We start from the raw sequence: 19197 nt of genomic DNA on the forward strand, positions 1-19197 counted from the left end.
TTGCATTGCTGCCATGCACCAATAGCGCTTTTAAATCGATATGACCCCACCTATTTTCACGGTGCACACAAAGACGGAATGATCCGAAAGAAAGACGAAACGAGACTACCATGAACCTGATCCGCAACTATCGCAACTGGCGCCGCTATAGGGACACCGTGTCCGAGCTGAGCCGCCTGAGCACCCGTGAACTGACCGATCTCGGCATCAGCCGCAGCGACATTCACTACGTCGCCCGCAAGTCGGTCTAATCCTTCGGGCCGCAAATGGTCCGAACCAGTTTTGAAAAGAGAACGACAATGAACCTGATCCGCAACTATCGTAACTGGCGCGTCTACCGCGAGACGGTTACCGAGCTGGGTCGCCTGTCGAACCGCCAGCTCAACGATCTCGGCATCGTCCGCGACGAGATCAAGATGGTCGCCCGCAGGGCGATCTAACCACAAGAATTTCGCCAGGGTCGACCTCCTCCCCGACCCTGACGGATACGGTCAGCCTTCACCTCCTCCCGAGGGTTGACCACAAAAACGGCGCCCGCCGGACCTCCTCCCCCGGCGGGCGCTGTTTCCAGGTTGTTTCTAAAAGGGTTTCGCGCCCTTCAAATGGCGAAAAGAATTTCGTCAAAGCCGACCTCCTCCCCGGCAATGACGAATACGGTCGATCTTCACCTCCTCCCGAGGATCGACCAACAAAACGACACCCGCCGGACCTCCTCCCCCGGCGGGTGTTGTTGTTTTTGGGGCGGCTTCCCCCGTCAGCCATGCAATTGCAATCCTTGCGCCAAGCGACTATTTCGGCGCTCATGAGCAAAAATCCCATTCACGTCATCGGCGGCGGTCTCGCCGGCTCCGAAGCCGCCTGGCAGGCGGCCGAAGCCGGCGTTCCCGTTGTCCTGCATGAAATGCGTCCCGTCCGCGGTACCGACGCGCACAAGACCGACGGGCTGGCCGAGCTCGTCTGTTCCAATTCCTTCCGCTCCGACGATGCGCAAACCAATGCCGTCGGCCTGCTGCATGCCGAAATGCGGCTCGCCGGTTCGCTGATCATGAGCGCCGGCGACGCGCATCAGGTGCCGGCCGGCGGTGCGCTTGCCGTTGACCGCGACGGGTTTTCCGAAGCGGTGACCAGAACGCTCGAAGCCCACCCGCTCATCACCATCCAGCGTGAGGAAGTGCCCGGCCTGCCGCCGGCGGAGTGGGACCAGGCGATCGTTGCCACCGGTCCACTGACCGCGCCGTCGCTCGCCCAGTCGATCGCGGAAGCGACCGGCGCCGACGCGCTCGCCTTTTTCGACGCCATCGCGCCGATCGTCCATTTCGACACGATTGACATGGACATCTGCTGGTTCCAGTCGCGCTACGACAAGGTCGGCCCCGGCGGCACCGGCAAGGATTACATCAACTGCCCGATGGACAAGGAGCAGTACCTTGCCTTCGTGCAGGCGCTGGTCGACGGCCAGAAAACCGAATTCAAGCAGTGGGAAGGCACGCCCTATTTCGACGGCTGCCTGCCGATCGAGGTGATGGCCGAGCGCGGCGTCGAGACGTTGCGCTACGGGCCGATGAAGCCGATGGGACTGACCGATGCGCATAATCCGTCTGTAAAGGCGTATGCCGTCGTTCAGCTTCGCCAGGACAATGCGCTGGGCACGCTCTATAACATGGTCGGCTTCCAGACCAAGCTGAAGCACGCCGAGCAGGTGCGCATATTCCGCACCATTCCCGGGCTGGAACACGCCGAATTCGCCCGCCTCGGTGGCCTGCACCGCAACACCTACATCAATTCGCCGACGCTGCTCGACGCTTCGCTGCAGTTGAAGTCGCGGCCCGGCTTGCGTTTTGCCGGCCAGATCACCGGCTGTGAGGGCTATGTCGAGAGTGCCGCCATCGGCCTGCTCGCCGGGCGTTTCGCCGCCGCCGAAAGGCTTGGCCATGCGCCGTCCCTGCCGCCCTTGACCACCGCTTTCGGCGCGCTGCTCAACCACATCACTGGTGGCCATATTGTCTCTGACGACGAGCCGGGAAAGCGCTCTTTCCAGCCAATGAATGTCAATTTCGGCCTGTTCCCGCCCGTGGAGGCGCCAAAGATCGAAGGCAAGCGGCTGCGCGGCAAGGACAAGACGGTCGCCAAGCGGCACGCGGTGACATCGCGCGCGCTCGCCGACTGCCGCGAATGGCTGGGGCTGCCTGCAACAGCGCAAGCTGCGGAATAGATCTCGGTTTTTGCGGATTTCGCGGCGGAGAAGTAGGATAATATCCTACTTTGTATCGCGAGCCAAATCCCATGGAATCCGCTGAGAAACTGTCCGTCACCGTAACACCCGCCATGGCGCGAATGATCCGCGAAAAGGTCGAGGACGGCTCCTACGGATCGGCGAGCGAGGTCGTCCGCGCGGCTCTTCGCGCCTTCCAGCGCGAAGAGGAAGAACATGCCGAGCGCATGGCCTCGATCCGGGCGCGCGTGAAGGCCTCGATCGAGGACACAAGGCCAAACCTTTCAGGCGAAGAAGTTCGTGCCCGTCTTAGGGAATTCGTCGCGCAGTATTCGAGCCGCGCCGATGATTCGGCGCCTTGAGGTCGAATATCGCGAAGACGCCCAAAATAATTTGGCCGATATTTTCCGGCATATTGTTGAGACTGGTGGAAATCCTGACGTTGCATTGAAATCGTCCTGCGCATCGAAGATCGATGTCAAAACATCGGCAATGCACCGCGTGGCGGCCAGCCGCGCGGCGACATTGCGCCAGGATTGCGAACGGTGCCGTTCGAGCACTCGGCTATCACCCGCCTATGTTGTCGACGATGATGTCGTCCGCATCGTCAACATCTTCTATGGCGGTCGCGACTATGAAATGCTGATGCGCGATGGCGGATCAAGTGATCCATCATGATGGAAACTACTCAGCCGGGCCGATGCTCGCCGCAGGCCGGATTTCCTCATTAGCAATCAGCCTTCACACAGCCGGCCAGCCTTGCGTCGCACGCCGGAACAAGAGCCAATGCCGGCGCAAGGCCGAAAGCCGTACCGCGCCATCAAGCGGTGAATGGCGGGAGCCGTCCATCTGGTCGAGATAGGCGCGCGTCAGAGCCAGCGGCAGAAAGGCCGGGCGCAGTGAAACCGGCAGAGCGAACGCCCCCTGCTCGAAAGCGGAAAGATGCTCGCGTGCCAGCGCGATCATCGCGGCGACCGCGCGTTCCGCGCCCGGCCCGCCGTCACCTGTAACGAACTCTTGCGGCGACGATCCCGCCGCAGCCAAAATATCGGCCGGGACAAAGCACTGTCCCCGCTTGCGATGCAGCGGCAGCAGAAGCAGGAGACCGGTCATCGCCTGCGCACAACCTGCCCTGCCGGCAAGATCGGCAAAGCGCGGCGCTTGGACCGGATCGAGCACCATCGCCGCAAGCTGGATGAGTGCTGCGGCAGTCTCGCCGCAATAGCCTTCGAGGTCGGTGCGTGACGGCATCGGATCGTCATAGAGATCGAAGATGCGCGCTTCGAGCATATTGTCGAAAGCGGCCTTAGGCAGGCGGTGAGCGGAAATCGCCGTCCTCAGCGCGTCCGCCACGGGATGGCCGATCTGAGTCCGATCCTCTTCGGCGGCGATGACGTCGCGCCACCATTGCAGCCGCACCTCGCCCGGCAGCGCCTCGTGGATGCGATCGCGTACGCCGGCGATTTCGGCGTTGAAGGCATAGAGCGAAAACAGCGCGTCACGCTTGTTCTCGGGCGCATAGAGCACGCTGAGATAGCGGTCATAGTCGGCGGCACGCACCGTCTCCATGACGAGTTTGGTGTTTTCGGCCACGTCAGTCGACGGCGATGAGCGCTGCGGCCACGGCGCGATCTTCCGCCAGCAGCACATTATAGGTCCGCACCGCCGCCCCCGTCGACATCGGATCGGCGGAAATGCCCGCTTCTTTCAGTGCCGTACGCAGCGCGGCAGGCAATGGTCTCAGATCCTTGCCGCTGCCAACCAGCAGGATCTCAACCTTGGCGGCCTCGTTGAACAGCTTGGCGAAATCCGCTGCCGTCAGCGCCAACGGATCGGCCGGCTCCCAGCCATAGATGCCCGAAGGCAGGCACAGCAGCGAGCCGCGATGCGACATGTCGGCAAAGCGGAAACCGCCATTGCCGTAAGCCTCGATCGGTGCGCGGCCCGGGAAATGCGCCTCGCGGATGACGATGCCCTTGGCCACTTTTGAGGCAAGCCGTCAGGTAGCTATGGCTTTGCCGCCGCCCACCGGCTTTTCCTCATCGGACGCTGTGGCCTGCGGCCGCAGCTTGAACAGGATAAGCAGTGGCGCGGCGATAAAGATCGACGAATAGGTGCCGAACACGACGCCGAACAGCATCGCCATGGTGAACGAGCGGATCACCTCGCCGCCGAACAGCACCAGCGCCAGCAACGCCAGGATCGTCGTCACCGAGGTCAGCGTCGTCCTCGACAGCGTCTCGTTGATGGCGTTGTTCAGCAGTTGCGGCAGCGGCATTCGCTTGTATTTTCGCAGATCCTCGCGAACGCGGTCATAGACGACGATGGTGTCGTTGAGCGAATAACCGATGATGGTAAGGATCGCCGCCAGCGACGACTGGTTGAATTCCAGGCCGGTGATAACGAAGAAGCCGATCGTCATGACCACGTCGTGCACGGTCGCAACGATGGCGCCGACCGCGAACTGCCATTCGAAGCGGAACCAGACATAGATCAGGATGCCGAGCAGCGCGATAAGCATGGCGATGGTGCCTTGCTTGGCAAGCTCGCCCGAGACCGTCGGCCCCACCACTTCGACGCGGCGGAAATCATACTGATCCTGCAGCTCGCCGCGCACCTTGTCGATGACGGTCTGCTCAGCGTTCTCGCCGCCCGCCTGCGTGCCGACGCGGATCAGCACGTCGTTCGGTTCGCCGAACTGCTGAACCTGCACCTCGCCGATATTAAGTTCCGTCAGCCTGCCGCGGATGTCGGCCAGATCGGCATTGCCGACCTTGGACTGCACCTCGATCAGTGAGCCGCCCTTGAAATCGATGCCGTAATTTATGTCGATGGTCATGAAGCCGATGACCGACAGCACCGAAAGCACGCTGGACAGTGTGAACGTCCAGCGCCGGATACCCATGAACGGAATTTTCGTGCCTGGTGGAATGAACGTCACAGGCGCCCGCGGCAACTCCTTCGGACGGGCGCGGCGAAGCCAGATCGACACGAGCAGGCGTGTGAAGGTGAAGGCGGTGAAGACCGTGGTCAGGATGCCGATGGCATAGGTGACGGCAAAGCCCTTCACCGGCCCGGTTCCGAGCCAGAACAGCACCACGGTCGCGATCAGTGAGGTCACGTTGGAATCGACGATGGTCGCCAGCGCCTTGCTGAAACCGGTATCGATTGCCTGAATGACCGAGCGGCCGGCACGTCGCTCCTCGCGGATGCGTTCATAGATGAGAACGTTCGAATCGACCGCCATGCCGATGGTCAGCACGATACCGGCGATACCGGGTAGGGTCAGTGTCGCTCCAAGCAGCGACAGCAGCCCGACGATCATCGCCACATGCACCGCCAGCGCGATGTTGGCGAGGAAGCCGAGGAAACCGTAGGCGACGAACATGAATGCCACCACCAGGATCGACCCGATGATGCCGGCGACCTTGCCGGCATGGATGGAGTCCTGGCCAAGTCCCGGCCCCACCGTCCGCTCTTCGATTACCGTCAGCGTCGCTGGCAAGGCGCCGGCGCGCAGCAGCACGGCGAGATCGTTGGCGCTCTCGGCGGTGAAATTCCCCGATATCTGTCCGGTGCCGCCCGGGATCGGTTCACGGATCTGCGGCGCCGAAATCACCTGATTGTCGAGGATGATGGCAAACAGCTTGCCAACATTCTGTGCCGTCGCCTGGCCGAACCGCTGCGCCCCTTTCGAATCGAACCGGAACGAAACAACCGGCTCGTTGGTCTGGGAATTGAACGTCGCCTGGGCATCGACCAGGTTTTCGCCGGAAACGATGACGCGGTTCTCGATCAGGTACGGAACCGGCGGGTCGTCCTGCGAATACAGCACCGAGGATCCCGGCGGCGGGCGGCCGTTCAGCGCATCCTGCACCGGCATCGACTGGTCGACCATCTGGAAGGTCAGCTTGGCAGTCTGGCCAAGAATTTCCTTCAGCCGTTGCGGATCCTGCAGACCAGGCACCTGCACCAGGATACGGTCGTCGCCTTGGCGCTGCACGATCGGCTCGGTGGTGCCGAGTTCGTTGACACGACGCTCGACAACCTGGATCGCCTGCGTCAGCGCCGTCGAGGTGCGATATTTGATTCCCGCATCGGTGACGGAGAATTTGAGCAGGCCGGGCTCGGAATCATCCAGCGTCATCTCCTGGATGGAGCCGCCGCTGAACAGGCCTGCGGCCACCGGATTGGTCAATGGTTTCAAGGCTGTCTTGGCAGCGTCGATCTGTGCGGGATCGGTGATGCGGACCTGCACCGTGCGGCCCGTTCCGGAAAGGCCGGTATAGCCGATCTTGGCATCGCGCAGCAGCGTCCTGATTTCGTCGCGCGTCGTCTCCAGCCGATCCTTGATCAGATCGTTCGGATCCATCCTGAGCAGGATGTGCGAGCCGCCCTGCAAGTCGAGGCCGAGCGTCATCTGCCGCTTCGGCACCCAGTCGGGCAACTTGGCCAGCGTGCTGGCGGAAAAAAGGTTGGGCGCAGCGAGGACCACTGTGGCGGCCACGGCCAGCCAGATCAGGATCATCTTGAAGCGCGAAAAATAAAGCATCAGTTCTTATCCGTTCAGGCGTACAAGCGGCAGCATTCCGCCATCGGTCGGTTTGCGGGCATATTTCTAATTCTGACCACGGCCGGCCCTATCGTGCTTCCTCGGCGATTGTCAATCTTGCTGGCAAGGGGCCGGTGCGCAGCAGCAGGGCGAGGTCATTGGCGCTTTCAGCGGTGAAATTTCCCGATATCTGACCGGTGCCGCCTTCAATGGGCTCTCGGATAACAGGCGCCGAAATAACCTTATCGTCTAATATAACCGCAAACGGCTTGCCGATATATTGCGTCGTAGCCCATTTGAAACGCGCCGTACCCCGGGAATCAAGCCGGAATGAGACGACGCGTTCATCGGTCGCCAAATTGCGGGTTGCTTGCGCATCCAGCACATTTTTACCTGAAAGGATAACCCGATTTTCGATCAAGTAGGGAACCGGAGGATCGTCCATCGAATAAAAAACCGCCGAGCCGACGGGCGGGCGGCCGCTGATTGCCTCGTCGACTGGCATCGACAGATCAACGAGTTGGAAGCTCAGGTGACCGGGCCGGGTGAGAATTTGTCCTAGCCTTTGCGGATCGGCAACGCCCGACGTGCGGACCAATATGCCGTCTTCATTCGTTGACCGAACCACCGGGTGGGTGGCGCCCAGGTCGCGGATACGATCTTTGATGACTTCAACCGACTGTGCAAGCGCGGCCGAAGTTCGATACTTCAAACCTGCATCCGTTACGGTGAATTTGAGCAGGCCGGGCTCACTGTCGTCCAGGGTCATTTCCTGGACGCCGCTGTCCGCGACAGGATCGGTCACCGTTTTGATTGCCGCCTTGGCGAGGTCAAGCTGAGCCGGATCTGTTATGTGCACCTGAACGGTCCGAGCCGAACTGGCAAGGCCGGTATAGCCGATCCTTGCTTCGCGTAGCAGCGACCGGACCTCGTCGCGTGTCGCTTTCAGCCGGCCCTCGATCACGTCGGTCACATCCAACCTGAGCAGGATGTGTGGACCATCTTGCTGGCTTGCTTCAACTATTGACTGGCTTTCGGCAAGCCATTCGGGTCGCGTGGTATGCAAACCGGCGGCGAAGATATTAGTCGCGTGGAAGACAACCGTGCCGGCCAAGGCAAGCCACTTCAGGATCATCTTCAGGCGCCAAAGGTGGAACATATGCCGTCGTTCGTCAGAGCCCTGCCCGCGGATCGTTCCGCCGACAATTCGGTTATTTCTTGGCGTTCTGGTTCGCCACCGGCTCGCCCTTGACGCGCACGTCGGCGATCGTCGATCGCAGCGCCGTCACCTTGGTGCCACCGCCGAGATCGATCTCGAGCTCGTTGTCGTCGATGACCTTGGTCACCTTGCCGACAAAGCCGCCGCCGGTGACGACGGTGTCGCCACGGCGAACCGCCGCCAGCATCTCGCCGCGCTTCTTCAGCTGCGTGCGCTGCGGCCGGATGATCAGAAAATACATGATCACGAAAATCAGAGCAAACGGCACGATCTGGATAAACATTGCGGACGAGTCCCCGCCGATGCCTTGGGCGTATGCCGGTGTCACGAACATCGAGGTACTCCTGAATTTTAAAAACAGCCGCAAACCGTTCTGGGAATTTGACGGCCCCGCCAAATTTGGCCGGAATATAGTCGGTAACGTTGCCAATGCAACTGCGCGGCCGGGCAAATCGGCTGCTTTTCCGGCCTGGTGAGCCGTGTTAGAGGGTGATCCCGAAAAGCGACGCTCGGTTTTCGCAAAAGATGATGCCCGAACAAATGCTTGGGACGAGTTTCGAAACCGCTGAAATCAGGTAGGTTGGCCTGCCGCACCGTCCCGAATGCGAACAAAAAGACAAGAGATGACCGACAGCACCATCGATATCCTGAGCCAGAAGCTCGACCGTCTGATCGAGGCGATCGCCCGCCTCGCGCCGCCGCCGGTGCCGCAAACCGACCTCGGCGACGCCGATTGCTTCGTCTGGCAGGCCGATCCCGGCTATCTGGAGCCGGTGCTCAAGGTCAACCGCGTCGACATCGGCCTGATCCGCGGGGTCGACCGCGTCCGCGACATATTGGTCGACAACACCGAGCGCTTCGCCTCCGGCTATGCCGCCAACAACGTGCTGTTGTGGGGCGCGCGCGGCATGGGCAAATCGTCGCTGGTCAAGGCCGTGCACGCCGCGGTCAACGCTTCGACCAAGCTCGACCTGCCGCTCAAGCTCATCGAGATCCATCGCGAAGACATCGACACGCTTCCGAAGCTGATGAGCCTGCTGAAGGCAGCGCCCTTCCGCTTTATCCTGTTTTGCGACGACCTGTCATTCGACCATGACGACACGTCCTATAAATCGCTGAAGGCAGCGCTTGAAGGCGGCGTCGAGGGCCGCCCGGCCAACGTCATCTTCTACGCCACCTCGAACCGGCGGCATTTGTTGCCGCGCGACATGATCGACAATGAGCGCTCGACGGCGATCAATCCGTCCGAAGCGGTCGAGGAGAAGGTTTCGCTGTCGGACCGCTTCGGCCTGTGGCTTGGCTTCCACAAATGTTCGCAGGACGAATATCTCGACATGATCGACGGCTATGTCCGCCATCACGATCTCGCCATCGATCCCGAGACGCTGCGCGCCGAGGCGCTGGAATGGGCGACGACGCGCGGCAGCCGTTCGGGCCGCGTCGCCTGGCAGTTCACCCAGGACCTGGCTGGCAGGCTCGGCAAGCCGCTGAAGGATTAGCCGCTCAAGGGCTAACAGCAGAAGAAGCCCGCACCTTGCGAAGCGGACTTCCTCGGCGGGCTGAAGGTCAGGTGGCCCGCAAATCGCTTTTCGTCGTCTATTCGAGATAGGTCGAAGGATCGACCGGCGCCGAGTTCTTGCGCACTTCGAAATGCAGTTTCGGCGAGTCGGTGGTGCCGCTCATGCCGGACAGGGCGATTTCCTGGCCGCGCTTGACCTTCTGGCCGCGCTGCACCTCGATCGAGCTGGCGTGGCCGTAGACAGTGACCAGACCGTTTTCGTGCCGCACCAGCACCGTGTTGCCGAATTCCTTGAGGCCGTCACCGGCATAGATGACGACACCGTTTTCAGCCGCCTTGACCGGCGTCCCCTCGGGCACGGCAATGTCGACGCCGTCCTTGCCGCCGCCGAAGCTTGAGATCACGCGGCCGCGCACCGGCCAACGCATCTTGCCGATGCCGGTCGCGTCCGGCGCCACCGCATCGTCGTCCTCGGCCTGCTGGATGACTTTCGCATCCTTCTTCGGCGGCGTGTAGGAGGCGAGCGTCTGCGTCGGCGTGGCCTTGGCCGGCGGCTGGGTGGTAGCCGTCGTCACCGGATCGACCTTTGCCGGCTTCACGCCGGCGACGACAGCGGTTCCGCCTGCCGGCACTTTCAGGGTCTGGCCGATCTTGAGCAGTCCATCCTGCATGCCGTTCGCCTGCTTCAGCGCAACGACGCCGACGCCGGTCTTTCTGGCAATGGCGGACAGCGTATCGCCTTGCTGAACCGTGTAAGTGCCGCCGGTACCGGCCGGTTTGGCCGTCGCCGAAGCCACCTTCGCCGCAGTCTTTCCATCCTTCGGCTGGCTCGCGGCAGCCGAGGCGTCCACCTGCGCGGCAGACTTGCCTTCCCTGAGCTTCGGTTGCTGCGGCAGCACGGCCACCTTCGCCGGCGCCTCGGCCGGCTGGTCGTGCCTGGTGCCGTTCGCGGGCTTGGCGTCGGCGACTTTCGGCGCGGCGCCGTTGCTCGAATACGCATAGGCCGGGATGACGAGCTTCTGGCCGGTCTTCAGCCCCTTGGTCGCGCTCAGCCCGTTGACTTTCATGATGGCATCGGCCGGCACGCCGTAGCGCCGTGACAGGCCGGAAATGGTCTCGCCGTCCTTGACGACGATCTCGGTTGCATGCGGCGCGCCGGCGGCCGTCGCCATGCGCGGCGCGTCGGGCTCGGCGTTCTTGAACGGCCTTGCCGCCGGAGCGACGGTGCCGGTTGCCGTCCTGTCGACACGAGGAGCGGCAGGCGCCAGGGCCGGCGCGGCAGCGGTACGCACCGGCCGGGCGGCAGGTGCCAGGGCGGGAGCCGGCGGTGGCAATTGCTGCGCCGTGACCGGTTCGAGGCTTGAGCGGCTGACCGACTGGGTGTGGCTGCCGTCGATCGGCGCGGCCGCAACATCGCCCGGATAGGGCTGGGCAGCATCCTGCTTGTCGATGATGGCGCGCTGGTTGTTGGTCGAGGCGGTGAACACGTCGTCGACGCTGTTGAACCGCGCCACCTGGGAACTACACCCCGTCGCAGCGCCTGCGATCATGAGGACGGCGCAGCCACGCGCCAGATTGCGTCCGTTTGCCTTCAAAACACTGAATTGCATCGCACTAACCCGCACAGACCCGGTACAACTGAGTGCGATTAAAGCGCGTTAATGTTACCGGTCGGTTAAACCTGTAGAATCAGGCGCAAATTTTCTTAAAATATTCCAGGATCCGGGCGCCGGGTGTGCCGAGATTCAGGTCAGGCCGAGCCGAAAATGGTAGGTTCCGAGAACCGGAGCGGAGCGTACTTTTGGGTACATGAGCACCGGAAGCGGAGGAAACCGCCATTTGCAGGCCGACCTCACCTGAATATCGACACAGCCTAGATCACTGCGGCGACACCGTGCAGGATCGGCTGCAGGCGCACCAGGCCGATATCCTCGCGTTCGAAGCGGCTGCCGACCTTGGTAAGCTTGGCCAGCACCTGCTCGCCCTCGTCGGGTCCGATCGGCGCGATGACGATGCCGCCGCTCGACAATTGATCGAGGAGAAAGCGCGGCAGGCTGTCGAAGGCCGCCCAGGCAACGATGCGGTCGAACGGCGCTTCGTTGGCCAGTCCGTTGGAACCGTCCGCCTGACGCACGATGACATTGCCGATGGCGAGTGCCTCAAGGCGCTGCCGGGCCTGTTCGGCCAGCGTCTTGTAACGGTCGATGGTGACGATCCGCGCGGCAAGCCGCGACATCACCGCCGCCGTGTAGCCCGACCCGGTGCCGATCTCGAGCACGCGGTTGCCCGGCTCGATCGCAAGTGCCGCGATCACCGCCGCCTGCAGGTCGGCGCCTTCGATGGCCTCGCCGCATTCGATCGGCAGCATACGGTCCGACCAGGCTATGGAGTGAAAATGCGGAGACAGAAAGCCGCGCCGCGGCGTCGCCTCAAAGGCGGCGATCAGCGCCTTCGGCACCGTGCCCCTGCCGCGCAGGCGAAGCAGGAAGGCAGCGAAACCTTCGCGCTCGTCGACCGTTGCAGCGTGGTTTGAGTTCATGCGAGCGCCTTGGCCAGTTGATCGCGGATTTCATGCGCGGTGAGATCGAGCTGCAGCGGCGTCACCGACACCAGCCGATTGCGCAAGGCATGGAGGTCGGTGCCTTGCTTGCCCTCGACCGGCTCGCGGCCGAAGCGCAGCCAGTAGTAAGGCAAGCCGCGCCCGTCGCGCCGCTCGTCGACCCACAGGCTGTGGACCAGCTTGCCCTGCGAAGTAACCACAGTTCCGGCGATCTCTTCCGGCGTACAATTCGGAAAATTGACGTTGAGCAGCACGCCGTCCGGCAACGGCATGGCGACGAGCTTTTCGAGCAGCGCCGGCGCCAGCGCTTCGGCGGTCTCGTAGGGAACGACGCGGTCCTCGCCGACATAGGAATAGGCCTGGCTGATGGCGATCGAGCGCACGCCGAGCAGCGCGCCTTCCATGGCGCCGGCGACCGTGCCCGAATAGGTGACGTCGTCGGCGATGTTGGCCCCGGAATTGACGCCGGACAGGATCAGGTCAGGCGCTTCGGGCAGGATCTTCTTCACGCCCATGATGACGCAGTCGGTCGGCGTGCCGCGCACCGCAAAGTGCTTTTCGCCGATTTTCCTGAGCCGCAGCGGCTCCGAGATCGACAGCGAATGCGCATAGCCGGACTGATCCTGTTCCGGTGCCACCACCCAGACGTCGTCCGACAGCGTGTGCGCGATGCGTTCGAGTGATGCAAGGCCCTCGGCATGGATGCCGTCGTCGTTGGTCAGAAGGATGCGCATTATGTCGATTCGATCTTTTCCAGACCGCCCATGTAAGGCCGAAGCGCTTCAGGAATGGTTACGCTGCCGTCCTCGTTCTGGTAATTTTCGATGACGGCAATGAGAGCGCGGCCGACGGCGGTGCCCGAACCGTTCAGCGTGTGGACGAAGCGGTTGCCCTTGCCGTCCTTGTCCTTGTAGCGGGCGTCCATGCGCCGCGCCTGGAAATCGCCGCATACCGAGCACGACGATATCTCGCGATAGGCATTCTGGCCGGGCAGCCAGACCTCGATGTCGTAGGTCTTGCGCGCACCAAAGCCCATGTCGCCGGTGCACAGCGTCACGGTGCGGAACGGCAGGCCGAGCCGCTTCAGCACCTCCTCGGCGCATTCGGTCATGCGCTCATGCTCGGCAACCGAAGTCTCCTGGTCGGTGATCGACACCAGTTCGACCTTGTAGAACTGGTGCTGGCGCAGCATGCCGCGCGTGTCGCGCCCGGCCGAGCCCGCCTCGGAGCGGAAGCACGGCGTCAGCGCCGTATAGCGCAGCGGCAGTTTTTCGTGCGGCGTGATCTCGTCGCGAACGAGATTGGTGAGCGGCACTTCGGCGGTTGGGATCAGGCCAAGCCTGCCGTCCCCGTGCCGAACGAAGAATAAATCCTCCTCGAATTTCGGCAGTTGCCCGGTTCCGAAAAGCACCTCGTCGCGCACCATCAACGGCGGCTGGATCTCTACATAGCCGTGCTCGGTGGTGTGCAGATCCAGCATGAACTGGCCGAGCGCGCGTTCCATCCGCGCCAGGCCGCTTTTGAGTACGGTGAAGCGCGAGCCGGAAAGCCGTGCTGCCCGCTCGAAATCCATCATGCCGAGCGCTTCGCCGATCTCGAAATGCTCCTTCACCCAGTTCGGCCGCGTCGGCACCTCGCCGACGACGCGCTTGACGACGTTGTCGTGCTCGTCCTTGCCGACCGGCACGTCGTCGAACGGCACGTTTGGCAGCACAGCCAACACATCGTTCAGCGCCTTGTCGAGCTCGCGCTCGCGCGCCTCGCCATTCTGGATGAAGGCCTTGATCTCGCCGACCTCGGCCTTCAGCCTTTCGGCAAGAGCGGCGTCGCCCGAGCGCATGGCATTGCCGATCTCCTTCGAGGCGGCGTTGCGGCGTTCTTGTCTGGCCTGCAGCTCGGTCAGATGCTCGCGCCGCGCCTCATCCGCCGCGATCAAGTCGTCGACCGTGGACCGCGCATCCTCAGCCGACCACGAGCGCTTCTGGAGCGCTTCGACAAGGGCCTTCGGGTTGTCGCGAATCCATTTGATGTCAAGCATGGTCTGTTCGTCCTTGAGTAGGCCAGAGGGGGTAAACCGCATCGATGCAAGGCGTCAAGGCAGAGTTCCTTCGCGCCCCCCTCTGTCCTGCCGGACATCTCCCCCACGGGTGGGGAGATCGGCCGTCACTGCGGCTTTCGCCAATCTCCGGCGCTGAAAAAGCAAGCCATCGGCGAAGTTGCCATCTCCCCCCAAGTGGGGGAGATGTCCGGCAGGACAGAGGGGGGCGCTGTCCCGCCGACCTCAGGCGGCAACACCGGAACTTCAAAAGGAAGAAACAAAAAAACCCGCCCTGAGTGGGCGGGTTTTTGGAGCCAATTGGCACCATAGCCAAATTAGTAGCATAGCTGCCGGCACAAAGCAAGAACAAAGTTGCAGCGGCCGGAAGAAAGATGCTGTCCGCTTCAACCGAACCTACGTCGAAGACGCGTCCGCCGGCTTGTCGGCCACCTCTTCCGTGGCGTCCTGTTTTTCGCGAGCCACACGGTCGCGCTCCTTGCTGCGTTCGATCAGCCGGGCCGACCAGATCGAGACCTCGTAGAGCAGGATCGTCGGAATGGCGAGGCCGATCTGGCTCATCGGGTCGGGCGGCGTCAGCACCGCCGCCACGACGAAGGCGATGACGATGGCCCATTTGCGCTTCTCGGCAAGGGCCGTGGACGACAGCATGCCGACCCGCGTCATCAGGCTTGTCACTACCGGCAACTGGAACACCAGGCCGAAGGAGAAGATCAGCGTCATGATCAGACTGAGATATTCGGACACTTTCGGCAGCAGCGAAATCTGCACCTGGTCATTGGTGCCGGTCTGCTGCATTGCGAGGAAGAACCACATCACCATCGGCGTGAAGAAGAAATAGACCAGCGACGCGCCCATCAGGAACAGGATCGGCGAGGCGATCAGGAACGGCAGGAAGGCATTGCGTTCGTTCTTGTAGAGGCCGGGCGCGATGAATTTGTAGATCTGCGTGGCGATCAGCGGAAAGGCTATGACCATGCCGCCGAACATGGCGAGCTTGACCTGGGTAAAGAAGAATTCCTGTGGCGCCGTATAGATCAGCTCGACCTTGTGCGGGTCGAGCCCAGCCCATTGCGTGGCCCATTTGAACGGAATGACCAGAAGGTTGAACAGCCGCTTGGCGAAAAAGAAGCAGACCAGGAAGGCAACAAAAAAACCGCCGATCGACCAGATCAGGCGCCGGCGCAGCTCGATCAGGTGCTCCATCAGCGGAGCCGACGATTTTTCGATCTCGTCCTTTTCCTTGTCCGAAACGCTCACTTGGCGGCTCCCGCCGTTTTCCTGGCGGCCGGCTTCTTCGCTGCTGACGCCGGCTTCTTCGCTGCTGGCGACTGCGGTTTCGGCTCAGCTTTTGCGGCGGCCTTTGGCGCAGCGGTCTTTGCCGGCTTGGCCGGCGCGGCGGCCGCGGCTTTCGCGGGCGCCGGCTTCTTCCTTGCCGTAGATGCTTTTTGCGGCACTGCCGCCGCAGCCGTTTGCGCCTGCACGGCCGGCGCCACGACGGACTCGTCCGTCATCGCCGGAAAGATCGGCGTGGCCGGCGTCGGCTCCGGCGGGCTGACGCCCGGCATCGTCGTTGCGCCGTTGTTCAGCGGCTCGGCTGCCTGCTCCGTCGAAGCGGCGGCATCGACGGCCGGCTTGGGTTTCATCACGGCGTCGACGCCGGAACGGACGTCGGCGGCGGCCTGTTCGAATGGATTGAGCTGCTTCCTGATCTCGGCTGCCGGATTGAGACTTCTCAGCGAATCGACCGACTTCTTGACGTCGTCGAGTTCGGCTTCCTTCAACGCGTCGTTGAACTGCCGCTGGAAATCGGACGCCATGGCGCGCAGCTTCGCCGTCGTGCGACCGAAGGTGCGCAGCATGTTGGGCAAATCCTTGGGCCCGACGACCACGATCATGACGATCGCGATCACCAGCATCTCGGTCCAGCCGACTTCGAACATGGCTATACGTTCCGACTAAAGTTTGGGCTCAGCCTTTGCTGGCCTTTTCCTTCGGTACCGAAACGGTTTCGTCGGCACGGTGTTCGACGGTACGCTTGTCGTCGGCAGCGTCGTCGTCCGCCATGCCCTTCTTGAAGCTCTTGATGCCCTTGGCCATGTCGCCCATCAGCTCGGGGATCTTGCCGCGGCCGAAGACCAGCAGCACGATCACCAGAACGATCATCCAGTGCCAAATCGAAAATGAACCCATAGCAAATCTCTCTCGAACGGTTTCCCAGACGCTGATCTATGCGCTTTCGGGTTCGGATTCAAACAGAACTGCGACAGAGTTCATGAATGAGTGGCCGAAGTCACGCACTTTCGGCACAGCGGCCCGCTACCAATCGGCGCAGTTCCATCCTGCCTGTGGCTTTAAGATGGCGCTTGGCTCAATCTTCCGTGACGCGCGGCGTCAAAAGGCCGAGTTCCTCGAGGTCGATATCGGTCAGCGGATCCTCGTCGTCGGTGAGCGCATCGGGGTCGGCCGGCGGCAGCGGCACCGAGAAATTCGACGGCATACGGCCGGACAGCAGCCCCGCACCCTTCAATTCCTCCATGCCGGGGAGATCGCGTATCTCCTCCAGTGCGAAATGGTCGAGGAAAATATCGGTCGTGCCATAGGTGACGGGACGGCCGGGCGTGCGGCGCCGGCCGCGCATCCTCACCCATTCGGTCTCCATCAGCGTGTCGAGCGTCCCCTTTGACGTTTCGACGCCGCGGATGTCCTCGATCTCGGCGCGCGTTACCGGCTGGTGGTAGGCGATGATCGCCAGCACTTCGAGGGCAGCGCGGGACAGTTTGCGCTGCTGCACCGTGTCGCGGCTCATCAGGAAGGCGAGGTCGCCGGCGGTGCGAAACGCCCAGGCATCGCCGACGCGCACCAGATTGACGCCGCGCCGCGCATAGATCTGCTGCAGTTCGGCCATTGCCGCGGCAATGTTGATGCCGTCGGGCAGCCGCGAAGTGAGCTGTTTTTCGCTGACCGGCTCGGCGCTGGCGAATACGATCGCCTCGGCCATCCGTACGGCCTCCGCCATATGCAGCCGCTCGCCAGGATTCCGCGACAAATTTTGCCCCTGATTTTGTGCCGGGTTCTCGGCGACCGCGCCTTGCTCGGCGTCGTCGTCGACCTTGAACGGAATGACCGAAGCGTTGGCGCGTTCGCTCATGATGTCACCTCGACTATCTTGATGGCCTGGGCGCGGCCGCGCAGATAAAGCGGCGCGAAAACCTGGTCCTGCCGCATTTCCATCTTGCCTTCGCGCACCAGTTCCAGTGTCGCCGCAAACGAGCTGGCAACCGCGGTGCGCCGGTCTTCCGGGCCGGCCAGATATTCGACCAGGAAACTGTCGAGCGCCGTCCAGTCGCGCAGCGACCCGATCAGCCTGGTCAGCACGTCGCGCGCATCCTTGAGCGACCACACGCCGCGCCTGGCAATCGTCACATTGGTGATCGCCTGCTTCTGGCGCTGCTGGGCATAGGCGGTCAACAGGTCATAGAGCGAGGCCGAATAGGCATTGCGCTTCTCGACGATCACCATCTCCGGCATGCCGCGTGCAAACACGTCGCGTCCGAGCCGGTTGCGGTTGACCAGCCGTGCCGCCGCGTCGCGCATGGCCTCCAGCCGCTTCAGCCGGAACTGCAGTACCGCCGCCAGTTCCTCGCCGCTTTCGCCTTCGTCGCCGGGCTGCTTGGGGATCAGGAGCTTCGACTTGAGAAACGCCAGCCACGCTGCCATCACCAGATAGTCGGCGGCAAGCTCCAGCCTCAGCGCCCTCACCTTCTCGACGAACGCCAGATACTGTTCGGCCAGCGCCAGGATCGAGATGCGCGACAGGTCGACCTTCTGATTGCGGGCAAGATGCAGCAGAAGATCGAGCGGACCTTCGAAACCGGCCACATCGACGACCAACGCCGGATCGCCGGTCAGCCGGGAATCGTCGTTCTCGGCCCACAAGCGGTCCATCGGTGCGGCCTTGCCGGCCTTCAGGTCCAATGCTTCCGCCACTTCGCTTCCTTCGATGCTAGGCTACCGCGTCGAAATAACTGGCAAATTCGGCCCGAATCTCGGTCTCGTCCGCAACGTCACGGTTCCTGATATAGGTCAGCGCCCGCTCCGCGCGCTCAAACGACTTGCCTTCAAGCCCGGTCGTTCGCGATGCAATGCCGGCCATCTCCTCGAACACGCCGTTGCAGTGAAGGACCAGATCGCAGCCCGCCGCAAGGATAGCGGCCGCCTTTGACGGGAAATCCCCAGAAAGTGCCTTCATCGAAGTGTCGTCGCTCATCAACAGACCGTCGAAGCCGATTTCGCCGCGGATGATCTTTTCGATGACCTTGCCGGATGTGGTGGCCGGGTTCTTCGGGTCGATCGCGCTATAGACGACATGCGCCGTCATCGCCATCGGCAAATGGTTGAGCTCCCTGAATGGCGCAAAATCATGCCGCTGCAGGTCGCCGATCGAGGCGTCGACGGTCGGCAGTTCGAAATGCGTATCGGCGAAGGCCCTTCCATGACCGGGAATATGCTTCATCACCGGCAGCACGCCGCCCGCCATCAGGCCTTCCGCCGCGGCGCGACCCAATTCGATGACGGCGCGCGGCTCCTTGCCATAGGCGCGCGCGCCGATGACGTCGCTGGCGCCCTCGATCGGCACGTCGAGCACCGGCAGGCAATCCGCCGTGATGCCGTAGCGCAGTAGGTCGAAGGCATGCAGCCGCGCCATCAGCCATGCGGCACGGGTGCCGGCGTCATGGTCGTCGCGCCACAAGGCGCCGAGTGCACCGGCAGCCGGATAGTTTGGCGCCAGCGGCGGCCGCAGGCGCTGCACGCGGCCGCCCTCCTGGTCGATGAATACCGGCGCGTCCGCACGCCCGACGCAGTCGCGCATGGCGGCGACCAGATCGCGGATCTGCTCGGTCTCGCCGATATTGCGCGCAAACAGGATGAAACCCCACGGGCATTCGTTGCGGTAGAAACGGATCTCGTCGCGGCTCAGTGATTTCCCGGCGCAGCCGAGGATCATGGATTTTGATTCGGTCATGCGGAACAGTTTAGAGCTTCGCGACGACAAAGGGAATCGCCCGCGATTGCCTC

General features: G+C 62.6%; 21 protein-coding genes. 6 read left to right on the top strand and 15 right to left on the bottom strand.

Annotated features, from left to right (window positions below):
* The first annotated feature begins 110 nt into the window (after positions 1 to 110).
* The 5 genes from NKI63_RS10170 (at position 111) to NKI63_RS10190 (ending at position 2890) form a co-directional block, all read left to right on the top strand.
* Entirely contained in the window at positions 111 to 251 is a 141-nt protein-coding gene (locus NKI63_RS10170) for a DUF1127 domain-containing protein (RefSeq protein ID WP_254818335.1), read from the top strand.
* Between the two features lie 48 nt (positions 252 to 299).
* Positions 300 to 440 (top strand): DUF1127 domain-containing protein, encoded by a 141-nt coding sequence (locus NKI63_RS10175; RefSeq protein WP_023678914.1) that lies wholly within the window; start codon positions 300 to 302, stop codon positions 438 to 440.
* A 362-nt stretch (positions 441 to 802) separates the two neighbouring features.
* Positions 803 to 2212 (top strand): methylenetetrahydrofolate--tRNA-(uracil(54)-C(5))-methyltransferase (FADH(2)-oxidizing) TrmFO, encoded by a 1410-nt coding sequence (gene trmFO, locus NKI63_RS10180; protein ID WP_352689951.1) that lies wholly within the window; start codon positions 803 to 805, stop codon positions 2210 to 2212.
* A gap of 71 nt (positions 2213 to 2283) precedes the next feature.
* Positions 2284 to 2574 carry a type II toxin-antitoxin system ParD family antitoxin gene (locus tag NKI63_RS10185; protein ID WP_352505857.1) on the top strand — a complete coding sequence of 97 codons (291 nt, stop codon included), beginning with the start codon at positions 2284 to 2286 and terminating at the stop codon, positions 2572 to 2574.
* Positions 2558 to 2890, top strand: a complete 333-nt coding sequence (locus tag NKI63_RS10190) for a type II toxin-antitoxin system RelE/ParE family toxin (protein ID WP_352505856.1) — start codon at positions 2558 to 2560, stop codon at positions 2888 to 2890. The genes NKI63_RS10185 and NKI63_RS10190 overlap by 17 nt, the downstream gene beginning before the upstream one ends.
* A 63-nt stretch (positions 2891 to 2953) precedes the next feature.
* Here NKI63_RS10190 and NKI63_RS10195 read toward each other — a convergent pair whose 3' ends face one another.
* The 5 genes from NKI63_RS10195 to yajC all read right to left on the bottom strand — a co-directional run bounded on the left by NKI63_RS10195 (position 2954) and on the right by yajC (position 8317).
* Positions 2954 to 3781, bottom strand: a complete 828-nt coding sequence (locus NKI63_RS10195; protein WP_502900468.1) for a phytoene/squalene synthase family protein — start codon at positions 3779 to 3781, stop codon at positions 2954 to 2956.
* Between the two features lie 25 nt (positions 3782 to 3806).
* A complete protein-coding gene (locus tag NKI63_RS10200) occupies positions 3807 to 4196 on the bottom strand; it encodes an Mth938-like domain-containing protein (protein ID WP_352505854.1) in 390 nt (129 codons plus the stop codon).
* Positions 4197 to 4211: 15 nt separating this feature from the next.
* The gene (gene secDF, locus NKI63_RS10205) at positions 4212 to 6764 is read right to left on the bottom strand and encodes a protein translocase subunit SecDF (RefSeq protein WP_352505853.1); all 2553 of its coding nucleotides are present in this window, start codon (positions 6762 to 6764) and stop codon (positions 4212 to 4214) included.
* Between the two features lie 88 nt (positions 6765 to 6852).
* Positions 6853 to 7899, bottom strand: coding sequence for a SecDF P1 head subdomain-containing protein (locus NKI63_RS10210; RefSeq protein ID WP_254818329.1), 1047 nt, complete (start codon positions 7897 to 7899; stop codon positions 6853 to 6855).
* A gap of 76 nt (positions 7900 to 7975) precedes the next feature.
* Complete coding sequence (gene yajC, locus NKI63_RS10215) at positions 7976 to 8317, bottom strand: preprotein translocase subunit YajC (RefSeq protein ID WP_254818328.1); 342 nt, start codon at positions 8315 to 8317, stop codon at positions 7976 to 7978.
* A 289-nt stretch (positions 8318 to 8606) separates the two neighbouring features.
* Here yajC and NKI63_RS10220 point away from each other — a divergent pair, with 289 nt between their 5' ends.
* Entirely contained in the window at positions 8607 to 9482 is an 876-nt protein-coding gene (locus NKI63_RS10220; RefSeq protein WP_254818327.1) for an ATP-binding protein, read from the top strand.
* Positions 9483 to 9579: 97 nt separating this feature from the next.
* Here NKI63_RS10220 and NKI63_RS10225 read toward each other — a convergent pair whose 3' ends face one another.
* From NKI63_RS10225 to nagZ, 10 genes are all read right to left on the bottom strand, one after another.
* The gene (locus NKI63_RS10225) at positions 9580 to 11112 is read right to left on the bottom strand and encodes a peptidoglycan DD-metalloendopeptidase family protein (protein ID WP_352505852.1); all 1533 of its coding nucleotides are present in this window, start codon (positions 11110 to 11112) and stop codon (positions 9580 to 9582) included.
* Positions 11113 to 11375: 263 nt separating this feature from the next.
* Positions 11376 to 12041: a protein-L-isoaspartate(D-aspartate) O-methyltransferase gene (locus tag NKI63_RS10230; RefSeq protein WP_352479785.1), complete on the bottom strand. Its 666-nt coding sequence runs from the start codon at positions 12039 to 12041 to the stop codon at positions 11376 to 11378.
* Complete coding sequence (gene surE / locus NKI63_RS10235; protein ID WP_352505850.1) at positions 12038 to 12796, bottom strand: 5'/3'-nucleotidase SurE; 759 nt, start codon at positions 12794 to 12796, stop codon at positions 12038 to 12040. Before surE ends, NKI63_RS10230 begins: the two co-directional genes overlap by 4 nt.
* Positions 12796 to 14100 (bottom strand): serine--tRNA ligase, encoded by a 1305-nt coding sequence (serS, locus tag NKI63_RS10240; protein WP_352505849.1) that lies wholly within the window; start codon positions 14098 to 14100, stop codon positions 12796 to 12798. The genes surE and serS overlap by 1 nt, the downstream gene beginning before the upstream one ends.
* A gap of 414 nt (positions 14101 to 14514) precedes the next feature.
* The gene (gene tatC, locus NKI63_RS10245; protein WP_254818322.1) at positions 14515 to 15378 is read right to left on the bottom strand and encodes a twin-arginine translocase subunit TatC; all 864 of its coding nucleotides are present in this window, start codon (positions 15376 to 15378) and stop codon (positions 14515 to 14517) included.
* Positions 15375 to 16061: a Sec-independent protein translocase protein TatB gene (gene tatB / locus NKI63_RS10250; RefSeq protein ID WP_352505848.1), complete on the bottom strand. Its 687-nt coding sequence runs from the start codon at positions 16059 to 16061 to the stop codon at positions 15375 to 15377. Before tatB ends, tatC begins: the two co-directional genes overlap by 4 nt.
* Positions 16062 to 16089: 28 nt before the next feature.
* Entirely contained in the window at positions 16090 to 16311 is a 222-nt protein-coding gene (locus tag NKI63_RS10255) for a twin-arginine translocase TatA/TatE family subunit (protein ID WP_352505846.1), read from the bottom strand.
* 178 nt (positions 16312 to 16489) lie between these two features.
* A complete protein-coding gene (gene scpB / locus NKI63_RS10260) occupies positions 16490 to 17269 on the bottom strand; it encodes an SMC-Scp complex subunit ScpB (protein WP_352451389.1) in 780 nt (259 codons plus the stop codon).
* On the bottom strand, positions 17266 to 18066 hold the full coding sequence (locus NKI63_RS10265) for a segregation and condensation protein A (RefSeq protein ID WP_352505869.1): 801 nt from the start codon (positions 18064 to 18066) through the stop codon (positions 17266 to 17268). Before NKI63_RS10265 ends, scpB begins: the two co-directional genes overlap by 4 nt.
* A 58-nt stretch (positions 18067 to 18124) precedes the next feature.
* Positions 18125 to 19144, bottom strand: coding sequence for a beta-N-acetylhexosaminidase (nagZ, locus tag NKI63_RS10270; protein ID WP_352505845.1), 1020 nt, complete (start codon positions 19142 to 19144; stop codon positions 18125 to 18127).
* Positions 19145 to 19197 lie beyond the last annotated feature (53 nt).

Origin of the sequence: Mesorhizobium sp. M0410 (assembly GCF_040321435.1) — a bacterium.
GTDB lineage: Bacteria > Pseudomonadota > Alphaproteobacteria > Rhizobiales > Rhizobiaceae > Mesorhizobium.